Origin of the sequence: Sphingobacterium griseoflavum (genome assembly GCF_014653155.1) — a bacterium.
Taxonomy (GTDB): domain Bacteria; phylum Bacteroidota; class Bacteroidia; order Sphingobacteriales; family Sphingobacteriaceae; genus Sphingobacterium; species Sphingobacterium griseoflavum.
Map to the genome: position 1 here is coordinate 248,715 of NZ_BNAF01000004.1, position 16,774 is coordinate 265,488.

Genomic DNA, 16,774 nt, shown 5'->3' on the forward strand with positions numbered 1-16,774 from the left:
AAACCGATAAAATATGAAAAAATTACTGTTATGCTGTTTTTCGCTTTTGCTGGTAACAGCACTTTTTGCTCAGGCAGACCATGATTTGCTGGCCTATGTCGACCCGCGCATCGGGACAGCACATGCGCGCTGGTTTTATTTCACCCCGGGATCGAGTCCCTTCGGGATGGCAAAACCCGCTCCTTCAACAGACGCTTCATACGGCAACAAATCTGGTTGGGAAGCTGTAGGCTACGACGCCCGGCATCGTTCTATAGAGGGTTTTGCCAATTTTCACGAATTTCAGATAGGAGGGGTGGTGTTTGCACCAATGGTCGGAGAGCTTAAGACGGTTCCGGGTAGGCTGGAAGATCCGGATAAAGGTTACCGGATGACGTTTAATAAGGATGATGAATTGGCCTCTCCGGGGTATTATTCGATCAAGTTTCGGAAGGAACGGATCCAGGCCGAGCTAACCTCCACGAAAAGAGTCGCTTTTCATCGCTATACCTTCCCAGAAACGGAAGAAGCAATTATTCTCTTCGACATTGGAAAACAACAGGGCGAAAGTGGACCTGTGGAAAATGCCGAGGTATACTTGACGACCGACGGCCGAATTGAAGGCTATGTCGCCACGTTACCAGCCTACGTGCAGAAATACCAACCCGCCGCTACGGTCAAAATGTTTTTTTCGGTGGAACTAAGCAAGCAGCCGAAAGCCTATGGTGCATGCAACGGCAGTAGCATAACTCCGGGCGAAAATAGCAGCACAGGTAAAGGCGCCGGCCTTTATCTTCGATTTTCGACTTCCCAGCAGGAAAGTATTGTTCTCAAGGCAGGCCTTTCCTATACCTCAGTGGCCAATGCCCGTGCCAATCTGCGCGCAGAAGCGGCTGCACTGTCGTTTGATGCCGCTCGCGCGCAGGCAGAGCAGGACTGGGCAGAACATCTTGGCCGGATTCGTGTGCAGTCGAGCAGCAAGGTGGATATGGTCAAATTTTACACCGGCCTGTACCATGCTTTGTGTGGAAGAGGATTGGCAAGTGATATCAACGGCGCCTACCCTAAAAATGATGGAACGGTTGGGCAGATCCCACTGGACGCCTCCAATATTCCTCTGCATCATCATTATAATACAGACGCTATTTGGGGAGCCTTTTGGAACTTGACGCAGCTTTGGACGCTCGCTTATCCGGAATACTATTCCGACTGGGTAAAAAGTCAGCTGTTGGTTTACAAAGATGCCGGCTGGCTAGGTGATGGCATCGCGAACAGCCGTTATGTTTCTGGCGTGGGCACAAACTTCGTAGGCCTAGCGCTGGCCTCGGCCTACACATCGGGTATTCGCGATTTTGACGTCGAGCAAGGTTATGCGGCAGCGCTAAAAAATGAGCTACAGTATCAAGATCGACCTTTCGGTGCTGGAAAAACAGACGTGGACCGCTTCCTAAAATATGGTTATGTCAACCATCTCGATGATGGTTCGGGTTTTGATGAGCGCTGGCGTTTCTCCGCATCACATACGCTGGAATATGCATATAGTGCTTATGCGGTAGGGCAGTGGGCAAAACTATTGGGAAAAAGAAATGATCAGCGTAAATTATTACGGCTTAGCCAAGCCTGGCAAAATATTTTTGATAGGCAATCACGTTTTATACGTCCCAAAGATGCCGAAGGTAAGTTTATCGATAATTTCAAGCCAGCGGAAGCCTGGCGTGGTTTTCAGGAGGGTAACGCGTGGCAGTATAGTTTTTATGTGCCTCATCAACCAGAGCAATTGGTGAAAGCCATTGGTCGGGAAAGGTTTGTGGCCCGGCTCGATAGTATATTTTCGGTGTCCCAACAAAATAAATTTGGCGGAGGAACCACGTTGGATGCCTTCTCAGGTCTGGAAGGGCTTTACAACCATGGAAATCAGCCCAGTCTGCATATCGCTTGGTTGTTTAACTTTGCCGGCAAACCTTCACTTACCCAAAAATGGGTTCGACAGATCTTAAACGAATTTTATGGTGCCGACCAGATACATGGTTATGGCTACGGACAGGATGAGGACCAGGGGCAACTGGGCGCTTGGTATGTGCTCGCCGCGATGGGGCTATTCGATGTAAAGGGATTCACCGATCCACAGGCAGAGTTGGGCATCGCTGCTCCGCTATTCGATTCAATAAGAATAAAGGGTAACCCAAGCTACTTCAGTGGCCGTGATTTCGAGATCAAAGTGCTAGGCAATAGGGAAGAGACTAGCTATGCGCAATCGTTTACCTTAAATGGAAAGCGTTTGAAGAAACCATTCATTCGACTCAGCGATATCCAAGCAGGCGGAAAACTTGTGATAGAACTGGGAAGCCAGCCAACAGATAAATATGAATAGACATCTTTCTCTTTCTGACCCTGTAATGTTCATTTCTACCTGCTTTTCTTTTTATTGGAGTAAAAGTAGTTAGGTGGTATGGGCTAAACAAAACCGGTAAGAAAAAGTGAGGTAAACCAAGATACTATGATGCAAGATTTCAAGACGATATGTCACCAGCCATATCTTGTCATGTGGCTGCTTAGTTTGATGATTTCGGCTACCGTGCAGGGACAGACAATTTGGTCAATAGGTCAATTGGATGGGAAAAGCGATGAGTTCGCACTCGCTCCAAACGGTTATATGCGTTTTTTGGAGGAAGATTTTGGATGGGAAGATCGGTTTTATCTAATTGGAAAATCATCTCCTGAAAAGGATTGGCCGTATGTATTGCCAGGGCCAGCTGACTCTTGGGGAGGGACGGGCCCGACATCCGGCCTACGTTCGCATCAGCTCCATATCCTTTTCGAACCGATATTTCCCCTAGCTGGCGATGCATACACGTTCATTACCGATGTTTTGGCTTTTAACGGGAAGAATCCGCCCCTGTTGAAGGTGACGGTTAATGGAGCAGATTTCAAGTTCAGACTACCGAAGACCAACGATGATAGCGGCCTAAACGTAGCGACAAGCGATCAGCAAGGTGCAACGTACCGGGTGCCCATTCCTGCGCATTTGCTGCGTCGGGGAGGCAATGTGATCCAGCTGACCATATTAGAGGGGAGTTGGCTGGTATTCGATGATGTGCGTTTGGAGGGGGCCGGTGCCACCCGTCCGCTTCCCTCGAATGAAGTTTTTCTACGCGGCGTGCAAGCAGCAGACTATACGCTGTATGAGGGAAAAACTCGTGTGCAGCCGTTGCTCGTGGATCTTGAACATTTGTCCGGAACACCAAAGGTTTCGGTGCGTATAGATGGCAAGCATGTATTAGGTCGACAACTCGATACAGGCCGATATATCTTGGAGGTGCCTATGCCTCTTTCAAAAACGGAAACGAAACGTCACTGGCAGCTGTACGTGGGAAGAAGTTTACTATGGGAAGGGGAGGTTACGACTGCGGATAAACCGCTACGTTCGTCGAGCGGATATGTCGACACGCGCGTGGGTACGGCGCATTCGCGCTGGATGATTGCACCGGGACCGTGGATGCCGTTCAGTATGGTGAAGCTAAGTCCGGACAATCAAGATGCGGGCTGGATGGCCGGCTATGATCCCACGATAGAGAGCATTGGTACGTTTAGTCATATCCACGAGTGGACGATGGCCGGACTGGGGATGATGCCGGCAAGCGGAGAGATGAAGTATACGGTTGGCAGCCAATATGATCCCAATAGCGGATATCGTTCAGAAATTGATAAAAGCACAGAGGAGGCACCCATCGGCTATTATAAGGTGATGCTTAAAAAATATGGTATTGAGGCCGAGCTGACCTCCACCACGCGATGCGGTTTTCAGCGTTATACCTACCCCAAAGGAGTCGATGGCCGGGTTATGATTGATTTAAGTATTCCGGCTGAGTACCCATATCACATCCGGCAGTTTAAAATCAGGAAAGTAGGGCCCCGCCGTTTGGAGGGATATAGTGTACAGCAAACCAAAGATGCGTGGGCGGGAGGCGTAGACCAAGATTATACTTTGCATTTTGTTATTGAATTTGATCAGGATATCAAGCATTTTGCCGGATGGATTGACGGTCATGAACAGCTTGGTGAAACGGTAGCTGGCAGCGCAGTAGGCAGTGCCGGAGCGTACGTGGTTTTTGATACCCAGCGGCATCCCGTTGTGCAGGCGCGATCCGGCATTTCGTTAGTGAGCATCGACGGGGCGGCGGCCAATTTAGTAACGGAGATCGCACAGCCCTTCGGTTGGAATTTTGAAGCGGTGCGTCTGGCTCATGTGGCAAGCTGGGATGCTTTAATGAGCAGATTACAGGTCTCTTCGGACGATAGCCGAGAGAAAGGACGCTTTTATAACAATATGTACCGCGCGCTGTGCAGCAGAAATACCTGGAGTGATGTTGATGGTGCTTGGATCGATGCAAGCGAACAACGGCAGCAGCTGGCCAACCCGCAAGATGTGGCTCTTGGTTGCGATGCTTTTTGGAATACCTTTTGGAACTTAAATCAGTTTTGGAACCTAGTGACGCCCGAATGGTCTTCTAGGTGGGTCAAGTCGCAGCTGGCCATGTACGATGCGCATGGTTATTTGGCAAAAGGACCTGCCGGTATGGAGTATATCCCGGTGATGGTTGCAGAGCACGAGATCCCGCTGATAGTGGGTGCCTATCAAATGGGGATACGTGATTTCGATGCGCAAAAGGCCTTTGATGCCGTATATAGGATGCAAACTACACCAGCGGTCAACGTAGGAAAAGGCAGGGCGGGCAACGAAGATCTAGTGGCTTATTTAACGCATCAGTACGTACCCTATGATAAGGGTCGTTTTAGCAATAGCCTCGAGTATGCATATGATGATTGGACGGTGGCGCAGTTCGCGAAGGCTTTGGGAAAGGAACAGGAATATGGCATGTTTCAGCAACGCGGTGGATGGTGGAAAAATGTGATCGACACGGTGTCGGGATTTGCACGCATGCGTAAATCAGACGGATCATGGTTGCCAGATTTCGATGCTTTTAAATCGGGTGCCAATAAGCACTACGTGGAAGGGAATGCGTGGCAGTTGACGTTTTTTGTTCCACAAGATATCGCTGGATTGGCCGCCGTGATCGGCAAGCAGCGTTTTTCCGATCGGTTGGAGTGGGGTTTTCAAGAAAGCTATACTTGGCGCTTCAATGCGCCAAACGATGCGTATTGGGATTATCCGGTGATACAGGGCAACCAGCAATCGATGCACTTTTCGTTTTTGTTTAACCATATCGGCAAACCTTGGTTGACCCAGCGATGGAGTCGAGCCATCATCGATCGCTACTACGGATTCGATGTCGCCAATGCTTATCTAGGTGATGAAGACCAAGGACAAATGAGTGCATGGTTTATCATGGCTGCGCTCGGACTGTTCCAAACGGATGGCGGCTGTCGAGTAGATCCACAGTACGAAATTGGTAGTCCAATTTTTGAACAGGTAACCATCGACCTCGGCAATCAGTACGGTCGTGGCAAATCCTTTGTGATCGAGGCGAAAAATGCATCTCGCGCCAATAAATATGTGCAAGCGGCGAAGCTTAATGGTAAACGGTTAAATCATTTTTTCTTCCCTGCGTCAGCACTGCTGCAGGGCGGTAAGCTAGAACTGGAAATGGGCAATCAGCCGAATAGGAAATGGGGACTAGCCGGCTACATAAAATAACGTAAACAGAACCCTATCCATAAAATCACGATGTGACTATCTAGCTGGGGCTCGAAAGCGCAAATGTTTTTATTCTTTTTATTGTTGCTTTTGCGCTGTGCGATGAAAATTCGTAGAAGTCGGCAAAGTGTATCGTTTCATTGGAAAGCTTTAACTGCCCACAGGCGGAACCGAGCTTTCCGTGCGACAGTACATCCTGCAATTCGAAAGATATCACCGAAAGGTTGGCATTTTTTTCGATAAAATCCCGAACAGCATCATGCCCATGCATCATCTGTTCACCAATGATTTCCCACTGTATATCTTCGTGCAAAAAGCTTAATGCGCTGGCTATGTCCGAAGCGGCATAGGCCAAATTGAAATCGGCGATAAATTGCATTTTCGGCGAATTTCCGCAATAGTTTGGTACGCTAGTTTTCATCGTGTATCTGTTTGTAATTTGGCGCCTGCTTTTTTTGCAGAGGCAATGCAGCAGGGGCAGCCGTATGTTGGCATTTTTTTGAGATCGTTCACCTCCAGCATCGTCCTATCCGAGAGCCGCTGGCTATATCAAAGCCTGTTTCAAATGTGGTTTGAGAACGTATTAGCCGACATTTTTTGCTAGTTCCAACAACTTTTGATACGTGTTTAAATTACGTCCTGTGGCAGTTACCTGTAGTTTTTTTTCAAAATAACTATTGCTCAGCTTTGCTTTCGCGGCACCTTCTGGCAAATAAAAGTAGAGGATATTGCCTACGAGAGCAAAGGTTTCGCTTCCGTGATCCGCAGTTTGCAGTGTATCGACTAGAACTTGCTGGGGCGTTTTATCCAGTACCGTGATAAACAGCCTATTTGGCAGCAGCTCGCCTGTTATCGGAATTGTGCGAAGCGCCCGTTCAATAAATTCGGCATCGACAACGAAGGTGTGTATCGCGAGACCAAATTTATCCAAGATGAGTTGTTGCACTTTTTGTCGGACAAGATCAGCTGTATCGCTCGATGCCAGTAAGATGTTTCCGCTTTGTATGTAGGTGCTCACATGCTGGAATCCGACATGGACTAACTCCTGCCGTAGGTCGGACATTTTGATGATGTTCTTTCCGGCTACGTTGACGGCACGAAGGAGTACCACATATGTAAATAACGTGTTTTCTATACGCATCTTTTTTCTTTAAGGTTTTCTGCATAAATTTAAAGAACCTTTTGGCAAGATGGAGGCCATATTACTGATATGTCTCCAAGAACATCACCAGGTTTATCCATCCAACAGTTTGTTTTTTCATCTGCTCGGGGCCTTCGGATCTGTGGTCCAGCAGTTGGAACGTTTTATCTGCTGTAGGCATGGTCTTTTTATCTGTTAGGAAAGTAATGCCGCGATATCAATCTTGTTCATTTTCATCAATGCTTTGTTGGCTGCAGGATTCGAGCGCAAAATTTCATCAATGTTGTGGGGTACAATTTGCCAGCTTACGCCATAGGGGTCTCTGCACCATCCACAACGGCTTTCTTCGCCATCTTTGGTCATTGCCGCCCAATAATAGTCAATTTCTTCCTGATCTTGACAAGGAATCACCAAGGAAATGCCCTCATTGAAGGTGAAATCCTGCGTTACACCACTGTCCATAGCCATAAGCGTAAAGCCATGGATAATAAATTGTGCATGCATCACCTGTCCCTGCATATCACCATCGGGGTAGTGCACGCTTCCTTGCTCAATAAAGTCGCTGAAAACCGTTTTGTAAAATGCGATGGCTGCTTCGCATTTCCCCTGTTGTGGCCCGCAGAACATCAAGGTCGGCACAATAGCTTGTTGGTTAACGTCTGCTAACGTTCCCAAGTAAAGTTGCCAAGACACCTTGTTCTTGTCGATCAGCCAGCCATAGTGGGGACTCCAAGGATAGGCTTGTAGGGGCATCATGACTTCGCCCTGATCGCTCAACATGGCCCACAAGCGATCAATCTCCTCTGTCGTTTCGCAGATCACCATAAAGGAAATGGAAGCATTGGGCGTAAAGTATGGCCCTCCATTGATACCGATAAAGGGCACGCCATCTAGCTTGGCCGATACCACCACCGGATTGCTCTCGATAATCGAGCTGTTCTGGAATGTGTCTACGTAATCGTTAAAGGCTTCCTTGGCCGCTTCGCTAAACCATATCGCCGGGTAAATAGCTTTTGTCATCGTCTCGTGTTTTTCGTTTTAATCGGTTGACTTGTGTGGTACGCGCTGCATTTTGTAGCTAACTTCCTGCGTTTCGTTTTTCAGGTAGATCTGAATGTCGTTATCGCTGAGCAGCTCGTAGATAATAATTTGAGGGAAATCGTTAGCTGGATTCTCGTAGATCCATTGCATCCCTGCTTTTCGCTGTAAAAACGAGAACGTCTCTCCATCATGCTGTCCAGGTATATTTACCTTACACCAAACGCTGTCTTTTTCCTGCACGATCTCCATGTATTCAAGTACTTTGGGAAGCTCGTTGTTTTTTGTATAGGAAAAGCCTTTTAACAAGTTGCCGTTCATCCGGTCCCAATGCTCATAGCTTTCTTTGCCCTCAACTTTCCAGTCGCCCGTTAGAAAGGTTGGTAAATCCTGTGCACGGCCGCTGAGGGGGAGGAGCAGGCCTAGTAAAAAGATGGCTATGTAGTGCTGTAAGAAATCGATCGCCTGTTGCATTATTATTGCTCTAAAATACTTTTTAGACTTTGCAAGCCTGCCTCAAAGTCCTTATTCATGTCGTAAAAAAGGTTCATGAAATTGAATGGATAAGGCATCTTACCATCAATTTCCCAAGTCACTTGACTCTGGGTAGGACTGAGCTCCTTCACCTCCATAAAGGAGGGGTTTGCGATATCTGTTCCTTGAAAGTAAAGGTTCATATCAATCCGCTTACCCGGCTCTATTTTAGTGATTACCTGTTTGCCGTCACCGACCTTTTTACTCTTCCATTCGTAAGTGAATCCCACGGTTCCATCGGTACCGCTGTATTTCTTTTCAATGTTGGGATCCTGTTTAGACCAAGCGTCATAGTTGCCTTGGTTTTTAAGGGAGGATATGTAGGCAAACACTTCGGCGCTAGGGCGGTCAATGTTGATTTGGCTGCCCGCATGGAACGTTTTAGGCAAAAATAATGCAACGATTAATACGAGGGCTATCAAGCCTATAATCGTGAAGAGGATGTACTTTAAGATTTTCATAATAGTTTAAGAATGAGTTGTTGGTACTGTGTAAATAAGCTGTACTACGCCTTGCTGATAGGCAATGCTTTCGGTTAAAGTTAGGGAAAGATGTTCAAATTCTGCAGGAAAAAGTGTGTACCCTTTGCCGATGGCGATAGGGCATATAAACAAGCGGATCTCATCAATCAGGGCGGCACGCAGTAAGGATTGTGCCAAGGCGATGCTTCCCCAAATGACCAGATCTTTGCCATGATCGGCCTTCAAGGCCTTGATGTAGTCGATGGCGTTATCCTTGATTAGGATAGCATTGTTCCAATCTCCCCAATGTACGTTTTGCAACGTTGACGAGAAAATAAACTTAGGAAGCTTGTTTAGATCGTTAGCTATAACCTGTTCATCATGAGTAGTTTTTGGCCAGAAGTTTACGAACATTTCATACGTGCTTTTTCCGAGGATAACGCTGTCTATTTGGCGTATGAACGATAACAGGTCATCATTCACGGCAGCATCGATCAAAGGATTAGTGTCAAAAAAGCTCGTGGTCTTGTTGCGATCGGCTGCAAAACCGTCCAACGAGACAAATTGGGACATGATAAGCTTTCTCATGCTTTCTTTTTTAATGGATCAAGGGATCGTGCTTTCATTTTTGCCAAAATTGCAAAAATGAAAGTTAATCATTTTGTGACGAGTGACTTGATTGTGGTTACATCTAGTATACATTAACCCATTTTTTTATTTCCCTCGTAGTGAATCATCCAGCTGATGCCGAACTTGTCGGTGAATGAGGAGAAGAGTTCTGCAAAAAAGGTTTCGACCAGATCCATCTCCAGATTTTGCGCATCTACGCTAAGTTTTCCGTGCAGCTCCTGTGCTTCTTCTGGCGTCGCGGTATCTAACATGATATAAGTTCCCGTTCCAAAAACGGCTTTTTGTCCAAAACTTTCGATGCAATCGGAGCCCATCAGCATCACATCGTCGTTGATGTGCAAAGCGGTGTGCATAATCTTGTTGTTGTCGCCTTCCGGAATACTGAAGTTGGGGTCTGCCGGCATATCGCCAAATCGATGGGTGCCCAATAGTGGTGTATTGAACACCGTTTGGTAAAAATTGAACGCTTCTTCGCAGTTGCCGTTAAAGTTTAGGTAAGCATGTAGTTTTGCCATGATTGCTAGTTTTTTATATGTGATTTAAATTGAACTGTTGTGTGTTGATCTCGTCTTATCGACTATGTTCTGCCAACCATGCTTCGAGGTTGTTCTGTCCCATCTCAAATCCTTCTCTAAATCCTAGGCTAATCAATTGTTGAAGCTCGTCTGCCGATTTTGCGCGCAGGTGGTTCTTAACAAGCGTACCCAATTCGTTTTCGCTAAACTCGGTGCGCCAATGTATGGATGGGAAGTCCTGATTAGGATTTCCATGCTCGTCACAAAAAGCATCCTTGCCTTCGAAGTAAGATAGTGGCTCTATTTCTTCGTAGCTACAAAGGCTCCATCCTTCTTCTCCTTCGGGGCCTTGCATGCTATATAGCCACTGTCCACCTTCGCTAAAGTCCATGTGCTTCGTGCGGCATTTCCAAGGTTGTGGCGCCCACCATTGGTCCAAAATTGTTGCATCTGTCCATGCTTCCCAAACCTGCTGCAAAGGAGCCGCATATTGCCTAGAAATATGGACAGATTTGCCATCTGCGGCCAGCTTAAATTGCATTTGATGTGTCTGCTCCATGATTTTTCGTTTTTTAGTGTATCGGTGTCTTTTATTTGTTGCGTTAGCTTTGGCTTATTGACTTCATCAAAGTTAATCCCTTACCTAAACGATGCGCTTAGCATAGGGCAAGAATTCATTGGTTATCGTTCTTTTTGTTTTTAAACACGAAAACTATGTTTTTGTTCGTAAACATGACCGTCATCCTATCACTGCGTATAGCTCCGCCAGATGAAATGTCGCCGTTCTGTTTAATAAACGTTTTGTTGACATTTAATTATTTTTGTGTATTTTGGATGTGCTGGGCTTCAGCGATGCTGTGCGTTGGCCCTGCGGATATGAACTTCATGATAAACCTATTTTTTTAGCTATGAAACGTTATTTATTTGCTGTTCTTATGACGGGATCGTTGTTTGGGCATGTTTCCGGACAGACAACTGTTCAACTGGCTCCGATCGAGAAGCCGGTACAAATCAGTAAACATATTTATGGACATTTTGCCGAACACCTCGGACGTTGTGTATACGACGGCTTTTATGTCGGAGAAGACAACGCGGTTATACCGCACACCAATGGTATCCGGAACGATGTAATCGACGCGCTCAAAGAGCTGCAGATCCCAAATTTGCGGTGGCCTGGCGGATGTTTCGCAGATACTTACCACTGGAAAGATGGGATCGGCCCGAAAGCAAACCGACCAGCAATCGTGAACAATTGGTGGGGAGGTGTCACGGAAGATAACTCCTTCGGTACGCACGACTTTTTGGATATGTGCGAGCTATTGGGCACCGAGCCCTATTTGGCGGGTAACGTAGGCAGTGGCGAGGTACAAGAGTTGGCGGATTGGGTGCAATATGTCAATTTCGAAGGCAAAAGCCCGATGTCCGATCTTCGTCGGGAAAATGGACGTGATAAGCCTTGGAACGTCAAGTTTTGGGGCGTGGGCAATGAAGCTTGGGGCTGCGGCGGAAACATGACCGCCGAATACTACACCGACATCTACAGAAAGTATGCTACTTTCATGGCGGATTGGACAAATACCGGCGGACTCTATCGCATCGCATCAGGTGCTAATAGTGCGGATTACCACTGGACGGAAACCTTGATGAAGCAGTTGCCCAAACATTTGGTGAAAGGTATCGCTCTGCACCACTATGCCGTAATCGATTGGAAACAAAAGGGGCCATCTATTACTTATAGCGACGAGCAATACTTCCAGACGATGAAGTCTGCTTGGTTCATGAATGAGCTGGTGGAGAAACATAGTGCTATCATGGATAAGTATGATCCGAAGAAGGAAGTTGCGCTGGTCGTGGACGAATGGGGCGGATGGTACGAGGTGGAGCCCAACACCAATCCGGGCTTTCTCTATCAGCAGAATACCATGCGGGATGCGATGATCGCTGGGTTGACCTTAAATATCTTTAACAACCACGCCGATCGTATCAAGATGGCCAACTTGGCACAGACGATCAATGTGCTGCAGGCCGTTATTCTCACCAAAGAGGATAAGATGCTCAAGACACCTACCTTCCACGTGTTGGAAATGTATAAGGTACATCAGGACGCAGAGCTGATTCCATTGCATATCAAGAGTGCCAACTATGTGCTCAACGGTGAAGCTATTCCGGCGGTATCGGCCTCGGCTTCTTTGGATAAGAACGGTCGCACACATATTTCCTTGGTCAATATTGACCCGAAGGTTGCTCAAGAGGTTACCATTGACCTTGCGCAGCAGCGTAAGCTCCATGGCGCTCGTCTGCTAACCTCCGCCAACCTCCGCGATTTCAACGACTTTGATGCTGCAAACCGCATTGCGCCCACAAGTTTCAAAGCCGTCAAACTGGATAATCAGCAGATGAAGGTAAAACTACCGCCTTTCGCGGTGGTGGTGCTAGCGCTTGACTAAGCGCTGCCTCGTATGCTTTTGATACACGCAGCTAGCGCGCGACCAGCGTTTTTACGCTTTTGCATTCATTCGATCCAAGTTGAATCGAACAATATTTTGTAAAAGCTGCTGCGGCAATGGCGCATCTAAGGGTAACTGTATGGTTCCTTTAGATGTTTTGTAAGGAGCAAGTTCGGCTTGGTAATGGGTGATGGCCTCCGGGCCAGGATAGATCCCTAGGTGATTTTTAAACAGAGCAAAGTGGATGAGATTCCCCCGTTGCCGAAAGGTGGGCATTTGATAGCTGATTGTTTCCTCGGCCATTGGAGCTGCCTGCTGTAAAATTTCCCGTATGCGTTGAAGCAGGGCTTGCTGCTCCGTGTCAAACTGGGCAATGTATTCGTCGATGTTTGTAAAAGCCTTATGATCCATAATGTTTATTTTTTAGATTTCATAGCCGGCACCTTCTTGATGCTGTCTGTGCGGAGCAGTGCTTGGTATTCGTCGGAGGCAGAATCGATCAGCCGTACTTTTCCTGCCGCATTGGAGAGGATACCCCAACCATAGGTTTTGGCCAAGGGCGAGGTACGTAAGCAGGGCTGTCCTTTGGCAAAAAACTGCGCGCGGGCTTCTTCCATTTCGGAATCAAGTAGCTCATGGCGGTAGGCGTAGGTCAAAAAAATCACCTCGTCCGAATTATGGGAAAAGGGTTGCTCGGTCATGAGTTCGAATTGCCAATTGGCGATGGTCTTCTTTCCGTTTTTTGATAATGGTACTTGGCCCTGGTCGGCCTTGCTATCTTCAGCTACGGTAATCAATGTATCGTAGTAATTGGTGGAATGGATCTTCATGATGCTATGCTAAGCGTAATACGATGTTTTAGTTGTTGGCCACGCGCGTGTAGGTATTGCTTAAAAAGGCGATCGTTTCCGTCATCAATGTAGTTAATACCGTGCTGTCAATATCCGTCAGTCGTTTGACGTAGATGCAGGCTTTGCCCATCTTGAATTTTCCCAAGCCATCCAAGAGGTGGCGGTGTTCATCGGCACCGGTATATACGTAGAGGGATATGGCATCTTTTCGTGGGGAGAAACCAACCAGCGGCGCTTCGCCTGCGTGGCCGCTGGCATAGCGGTACGCATATTTGCCAAAGCCGATGATGCTCGGGCCAAACATTTGTGCCTGCTCGCCGCTCACTTCCTCCATAAGCGCTATCAGCGCGAGGCTATCTTGCCTTTTTTGTTCATCGCTCAGCTGCTGTAGGAAGTTACTTACCTCTTCGCCGGTGTAGGTGGTTTTGTTTTTTGCCATAGCGTCTTTTATGATTTTTATCGCAGGCTTATGCTTTGCTGTTGCCGTAGATCCGCTCTACATAGCTCTTGAAGTTATCCAAGATGGCCTGCCAGCCGTCACGCTGCATGTTGATGGGATGTTCAGATTCTGCATCGAAGGTGATGTCCACCGTTGTGCTTTCGCCCTGCTCACGGAAGTGTATGTCGACCTGTCGACCATCTTCCATTGCATACGAGATGCGCTTGAAAGGTTCGATTGCGGTATATTTCCCTTCGAAGTCAAAGCCGAAACTTCCGTCTTTGGCTTCCATGCGGTTACTGAATTTCCCCCCAACACGTAGGTCGTTAAAAGAACTGGTACAGTGCCAATCCGCTGAGGCGTGGTTCCACTGCATAATATCTTCGGCAGAATTATAGGCATTCCAAATAGTGGCTACATTGTTGTTTATCGTGGCTTGGATGTTTATCTTTTCCATAGTTTCTTATTTATCGTTATCCAATTTTTTTACTAACAATACGGTACCCGCTGGATCTTTGATCCAGTGCATACCCGGGCTTATCTTTTCGATATCATCGCAGGTCTGCACATCGTTGGTTTGCAGGTAGGCGGTGGCGCGATCTACATCTGTCGTTTGTAGTTCCAGCCATAGCTGCCCCTGCGTCACACCCTCTACACAATCCAACCACAGTATCGTTTCGCCAAAGCGAAGCTTGTGTGTGGCCAGCACCGTGGGGTGGTCGATCGGCACTTCCTCCACATCGAATAGGAGGATATCGCGGTAAAACGCGACCGTCTTTTCATAGTCTCCCGGTGGAATTTTCATCGCTATGTTAGGCCCGCCTCTAAAATTGATTTCCATACGTACATGCTGTTTGTTTTCCTCTATCAAAATTACGTGCCTGTGCGAGGTAAACGCTTGTCTTAGGGCAACTTTTTGCGGATATAGCTTATTTGCCGACCAATTCTTTTCGTATGCGGCTCAGGGAGGTGTCTGTTATCCCTAAAAAGGTCGCTATATGCTTCAAGGGCGCTTGCTGCAGGATCTGCGGCTTTTCGTCCAGCAGCTGCTGGTAGCGGTCGATGGCCGAAAGGGTGATCATATCCAAGGCTCTTTTTTTGGTTAAAAACAGTTGGTGCGCAAACCAGGCGCGTCCCCATTCCGTTAAAGCGGGAATACGCTCAAAAAGATCTTGAAAGGCATCAAACTTGATACGCCATAATACACAATCGGTTAAGCAAATGATGTTTTCCTTTGTTGGGATGTGGTGGAAGATAGATGCTACCTCGATCACGATTTCATCTGCACAGAAGAAATTGGTGCTGATATCGTTGCCATCATAATCATACACGAAAGAACGCACAATTCCTCCTTCGAGAATATAGTAACAATCGCTCACCTGGCCCTCGCGTAATAAGAGGTCGCCTTTTTTGAACGTCACACGTTCGTGCTGTGCCGTAATCTGGTCGAGATCGGCATAGCTCATGGATGGATACTGGTAAATCAGATGGAGTTTGTCTGGGTACATAAGCGTTAGCTGCTAGTCTGCATTGTTTATTCGTTAGTAAGCTGTAAAAGCCCAATAAAAATAGAAAAATCTTTGCAATGTGCAAGGTTTATCCGGTACAATCGATAGTATTCATTGAAAAAGTGTGACTACTTTCAGACCCTTAGCGTCTAACAAAATGCTTGGTTATTTTTACACACCTGTCTTGCGGACATAGCTAACACCCAAACCAAGCGTAATTGACGGAAGTTTTTCATTTTGTTAACGACTTTTATAGAGAATATTTGCGTTTTTTGTTAACTGAAATGCCGTTTAAAATTTCATCGATTTGCTGAGGTTAGACCATATCCGTTTGAAAATGGATTGGTCGTCGGTAATGATCTCTGCATCCGCATATATTCCCGGCTTTAACTTGATCAACGAGTCTTTCGCTTCGCGGATTAAGCGCGCGCGCGCAAAAAACAAACTATCTTTTATAGGGATATCTGATATGTAATCCACCTTTCCGCGCAAGAAGCCATATTCTTTATACGGGTAGCTACGCACCTTGACCAAAACTTCCTGTCCTTGCTTCACTTTCGCTATCGCCTGCTGAGGCAGCAGCATTTCTCCGTAGTAACGATCGCTATTCGGATTTACATAAAATAATTCCTGATCTACCTGTACCAATTGATTCTCCTGAAGGAAAGAACCGTAAATCAATTTGCCCCGAGCTGGACTGAGGAGTACATATTTCTTTTCCCATATTTTCGCGTCGCTGATAAAGCTGTTTAGCGATTGGACAAACTTCTTTTTCTCATCAACAATTTGGTTATCAAGATCAGACAACTCTTTCTTTTTACTAAGCAGGTTGCTCTCATAAGCAATCATATTTCCTTCCAGCTGCGGTATAGACTGTCGCTTGGCCAGTAACAGCGCTTCTTTCTGTTGCAGTTCCAGCGGACTGATCACCTTTTTTTCTGCCAAAATACGGTATCTATCATATTCCTGCTCGGCAAGATCAAGCTGTGCTCTTTGCAACTTAAAAGACTCTTCTGCACGATCGTATTGTTGGCGGATGTTGTTCATTTCGTTATGCAAGATTCCCTTGCGCTGATGATAGATTCCATCTTCACCCGCCGATCGATAATTAAGGTAAGCCAGATAAAACGATTCGTAGCTACCTTGCAGTTCGCCTAACTGCAGCTGATTGGGCGGGATAATATTCTCCAGGTCGTATACATGATCAGTTTCCGTTCGAAATTGTTGCAGCGTAGCCAGTAAGTTTAATAGCTGTTCATGATCTGCTGTACTTTCTAGGTACGCAATTGGCGTTTGCGCTTCAACCCAAGTACCATCATTTGCTAACAACTTGGTAATACTTCCGCTAACGCGGCTGACGACAACTTTTGGTGCATTAGCCGTATTAAACTTCAATTCTGTCATCACCAGCTCCGGATAACGAATAAAAAACGATAGCCCCAACAAGAGAAAGATCGTCAGCAAGACGAAGGAAATTCCGCGCTCTAGTAACCAAGAGGGTGGCTTAGAGATTATTTCCTGCAAATCTTCCGAATGCAGATCCTCTTCCGATAAATTGTATTTCTTTGCCATAAC

18 protein-coding genes are annotated in these 16,774 nt (G+C 46.7%); 3 read left to right on the top strand and 15 right to left on the bottom strand.

Annotated features, from left to right (window positions below; genetic code table 11):
- Positions 1 to 13 precede the first annotated feature (13 nt).
- Together IE165_RS06940 and IE165_RS06945 are read left to right on the top strand one after the other, a co-directional pair.
- Entirely contained in the window at positions 14 to 2,350 is a 2,337-nt protein-coding gene (locus IE165_RS06940) for a GH92 family glycosyl hydrolase (protein WP_189625873.1), read from the top strand.
- 126 nt (positions 2,351 to 2,476) lie between these two features.
- Positions 2,477 to 5,635 carry a GH92 family glycosyl hydrolase gene (locus IE165_RS06945; RefSeq protein ID WP_229826422.1) on the top strand — a complete coding sequence of 1,053 codons (3,159 nt, stop codon included), beginning with the start codon at positions 2,477 to 2,479 and terminating at the stop codon, positions 5,633 to 5,635.
- Between the two features lie 40 nt (positions 5,636 to 5,675).
- On the opposite strand, the gene IE165_RS06950 is transcribed toward IE165_RS06945, so the two are convergent.
- The 8 genes from IE165_RS06950 to IE165_RS06985 form a co-directional block, all read right to left on the bottom strand.
- Positions 5,676 to 6,056 carry a nuclear transport factor 2 family protein gene (locus IE165_RS06950; protein WP_189625874.1) on the bottom strand — a complete coding sequence of 127 codons (381 nt, stop codon included), beginning with the start codon at positions 6,054 to 6,056 and terminating at the stop codon, positions 5,676 to 5,678.
- Between the two features lie 162 nt (positions 6,057 to 6,218).
- Positions 6,219 to 6,776, bottom strand: coding sequence for a DUF1697 domain-containing protein (locus tag IE165_RS06955; RefSeq protein WP_189625875.1), 558 nt, complete (start codon positions 6,774 to 6,776; stop codon positions 6,219 to 6,221).
- 195 nt (positions 6,777 to 6,971) lie between these two features.
- Positions 6,972 to 7,796, bottom strand: a complete 825-nt coding sequence (locus IE165_RS06960) for a VOC family protein (RefSeq protein ID WP_189625876.1) — start codon at positions 7,794 to 7,796, stop codon at positions 6,972 to 6,974.
- Between the two features lie 18 nt (positions 7,797 to 7,814).
- Complete coding sequence (locus IE165_RS06965; RefSeq protein WP_189625877.1) at positions 7,815 to 8,288, bottom strand: DUF6265 family protein; 474 nt, start codon at positions 8,286 to 8,288, stop codon at positions 7,815 to 7,817.
- 2 nt (positions 8,289 to 8,290) lie between these two features.
- Complete coding sequence (locus IE165_RS06970; protein WP_189625878.1) at positions 8,291 to 8,809, bottom strand: SRPBCC family protein; 519 nt, start codon at positions 8,807 to 8,809, stop codon at positions 8,291 to 8,293.
- 6 nt (positions 8,810 to 8,815) lie between these two features.
- The gene (locus IE165_RS06975) at positions 8,816 to 9,397 is read right to left on the bottom strand and encodes a dihydrofolate reductase family protein (protein WP_189625879.1); all 582 of its coding nucleotides are present in this window, start codon (positions 9,395 to 9,397) and stop codon (positions 8,816 to 8,818) included.
- Between the two features lie 113 nt (positions 9,398 to 9,510).
- On the bottom strand, positions 9,511 to 9,954 hold the full coding sequence (locus IE165_RS06980) for a VOC family protein (RefSeq protein WP_189625880.1): 444 nt from the start codon (positions 9,952 to 9,954) through the stop codon (positions 9,511 to 9,513).
- 55 nt (positions 9,955 to 10,009) lie between these two features.
- Positions 10,010 to 10,513: an SRPBCC family protein gene (locus IE165_RS06985; RefSeq protein WP_189625881.1), complete on the bottom strand. Its 504-nt coding sequence runs from the start codon at positions 10,511 to 10,513 to the stop codon at positions 10,010 to 10,012.
- A gap of 349 nt (positions 10,514 to 10,862) precedes the next feature.
- On the opposite strand from IE165_RS06985, the gene IE165_RS06990 reads away from it, so the two are divergent.
- Positions 10,863 to 12,401 carry an alpha-N-arabinofuranosidase gene (locus IE165_RS06990; RefSeq protein WP_189625882.1) on the top strand — a complete coding sequence of 513 codons (1,539 nt, stop codon included), beginning with the start codon at positions 10,863 to 10,865 and terminating at the stop codon, positions 12,399 to 12,401.
- Positions 12,402 to 12,452: 51 nt separating this feature from the next.
- Here the strand turns inward: IE165_RS06990 and IE165_RS06995 are convergent, their stop codons facing one another.
- The 7 genes from IE165_RS06995 to IE165_RS07025 form a co-directional block, all read right to left on the bottom strand.
- The gene (locus IE165_RS06995) at positions 12,453 to 12,812 is read right to left on the bottom strand and encodes an iron chaperone (protein WP_189625883.1); all 360 of its coding nucleotides are present in this window, start codon (positions 12,810 to 12,812) and stop codon (positions 12,453 to 12,455) included.
- A 5-nt stretch (positions 12,813 to 12,817) separates the two neighbouring features.
- Complete coding sequence (locus tag IE165_RS07000; protein ID WP_189625884.1) at positions 12,818 to 13,231, bottom strand: DUF6157 family protein; 414 nt, start codon at positions 13,229 to 13,231, stop codon at positions 12,818 to 12,820.
- A gap of 28 nt (positions 13,232 to 13,259) precedes the next feature.
- The gene (locus IE165_RS07005) at positions 13,260 to 13,691 is read right to left on the bottom strand and encodes a DUF1801 domain-containing protein (protein WP_189625885.1); all 432 of its coding nucleotides are present in this window, start codon (positions 13,689 to 13,691) and stop codon (positions 13,260 to 13,262) included.
- A gap of 28 nt (positions 13,692 to 13,719) precedes the next feature.
- Positions 13,720 to 14,148: an SRPBCC family protein gene (locus IE165_RS07010; protein ID WP_189625886.1), complete on the bottom strand. Its 429-nt coding sequence runs from the start codon at positions 14,146 to 14,148 to the stop codon at positions 13,720 to 13,722.
- Positions 14,149 to 14,154: 6 nt separating this feature from the next.
- Positions 14,155 to 14,532 (bottom strand): VOC family protein, encoded by a 378-nt coding sequence (locus IE165_RS07015; protein WP_189625887.1) that lies wholly within the window; start codon positions 14,530 to 14,532, stop codon positions 14,155 to 14,157.
- 88 nt (positions 14,533 to 14,620) lie between these two features.
- Entirely contained in the window at positions 14,621 to 15,199 is a 579-nt protein-coding gene (locus IE165_RS07020) for a Crp/Fnr family transcriptional regulator (protein ID WP_189625888.1), read from the bottom strand.
- Between the two features lie 291 nt (positions 15,200 to 15,490).
- Entirely contained in the window at positions 15,491 to 16,771 is a 1,281-nt protein-coding gene (locus IE165_RS07025) for an HlyD family secretion protein (RefSeq protein WP_189625889.1), read from the bottom strand.
- Positions 16,772 to 16,774 lie beyond the last annotated feature (3 nt).

Bases quoted from the DNA above. Each gene is read 5' to 3' on its own strand.
- IE165_RS06940 (WP_189625873.1), top strand. From the start codon at position 14: ATGAAAAAATTACTGTTATGCTGTTTTTCGCTTTTGCTGGTAACAGCA.
- IE165_RS06945 (WP_229826422.1), top strand. From the start codon at position 2,477: ATGATGCAAGATTTCAAGACGATATGTCACCAGCCATATCTTGTCATG.
- IE165_RS06950 (WP_189625874.1), bottom strand. From the start codon at position 6,056: ATGAAAACTAGCGTACCAAACTATTGCGGAAATTCGCCGAAAATGCAA.
- IE165_RS06955 (WP_189625875.1), bottom strand. From the start codon at position 6,776: ATGCGTATAGAAAACACGTTATTTACATATGTGGTACTCCTTCGTGCC.
- IE165_RS06960 (WP_189625876.1), bottom strand. From the start codon at position 7,796: ATGACAAAAGCTATTTACCCGGCGATATGGTTTAGCGAAGCGGCCAAG.
- IE165_RS06965 (WP_189625877.1), bottom strand. From the start codon at position 8,288: ATGCAACAGGCGATCGATTTCTTACAGCACTACATAGCCATCTTTTTA.
- IE165_RS06970 (WP_189625878.1), bottom strand. From the start codon at position 8,809: ATGAAAATCTTAAAGTACATCCTCTTCACGATTATAGGCTTGATAGCC.
- IE165_RS06975 (WP_189625879.1), bottom strand. From the start codon at position 9,397: ATGAGAAAGCTTATCATGTCCCAATTTGTCTCGTTGGACGGTTTTGCA.
- IE165_RS06980 (WP_189625880.1), bottom strand. From the start codon at position 9,954: ATGGCAAAACTACATGCTTACCTAAACTTTAACGGCAACTGCGAAGAA.
- IE165_RS06985 (WP_189625881.1), bottom strand. From the start codon at position 10,513: ATGGAGCAGACACATCAAATGCAATTTAAGCTGGCCGCAGATGGCAAA.
- IE165_RS06990 (WP_189625882.1), top strand. From the start codon at position 10,863: ATGAAACGTTATTTATTTGCTGTTCTTATGACGGGATCGTTGTTTGGG.
- IE165_RS06995 (WP_189625883.1), bottom strand. From the start codon at position 12,812: ATGGATCATAAGGCTTTTACAAACATCGACGAATACATTGCCCAGTTT.
- IE165_RS07000 (WP_189625884.1), bottom strand. From the start codon at position 13,231: ATGAAGATCCATTCCACCAATTACTACGATACATTGATTACCGTAGCT.
- IE165_RS07005 (WP_189625885.1), bottom strand. From the start codon at position 13,691: ATGGCAAAAAACAAAACCACCTACACCGGCGAAGAGGTAAGTAACTTC.
- IE165_RS07010 (WP_189625886.1), bottom strand. From the start codon at position 14,148: ATGGAAAAGATAAACATCCAAGCCACGATAAACAACAATGTAGCCACT.
- IE165_RS07015 (WP_189625887.1), bottom strand. From the start codon at position 14,532: ATGGAAATCAATTTTAGAGGCGGGCCTAACATAGCGATGAAAATTCCA.
- IE165_RS07020 (WP_189625888.1), bottom strand. From the start codon at position 15,199: ATGTACCCAGACAAACTCCATCTGATTTACCAGTATCCATCCATGAGC.
- IE165_RS07025 (WP_189625889.1), bottom strand. From the start codon at position 16,771: ATGGCAAAGAAATACAATTTATCGGAAGAGGATCTGCATTCGGAAGAT.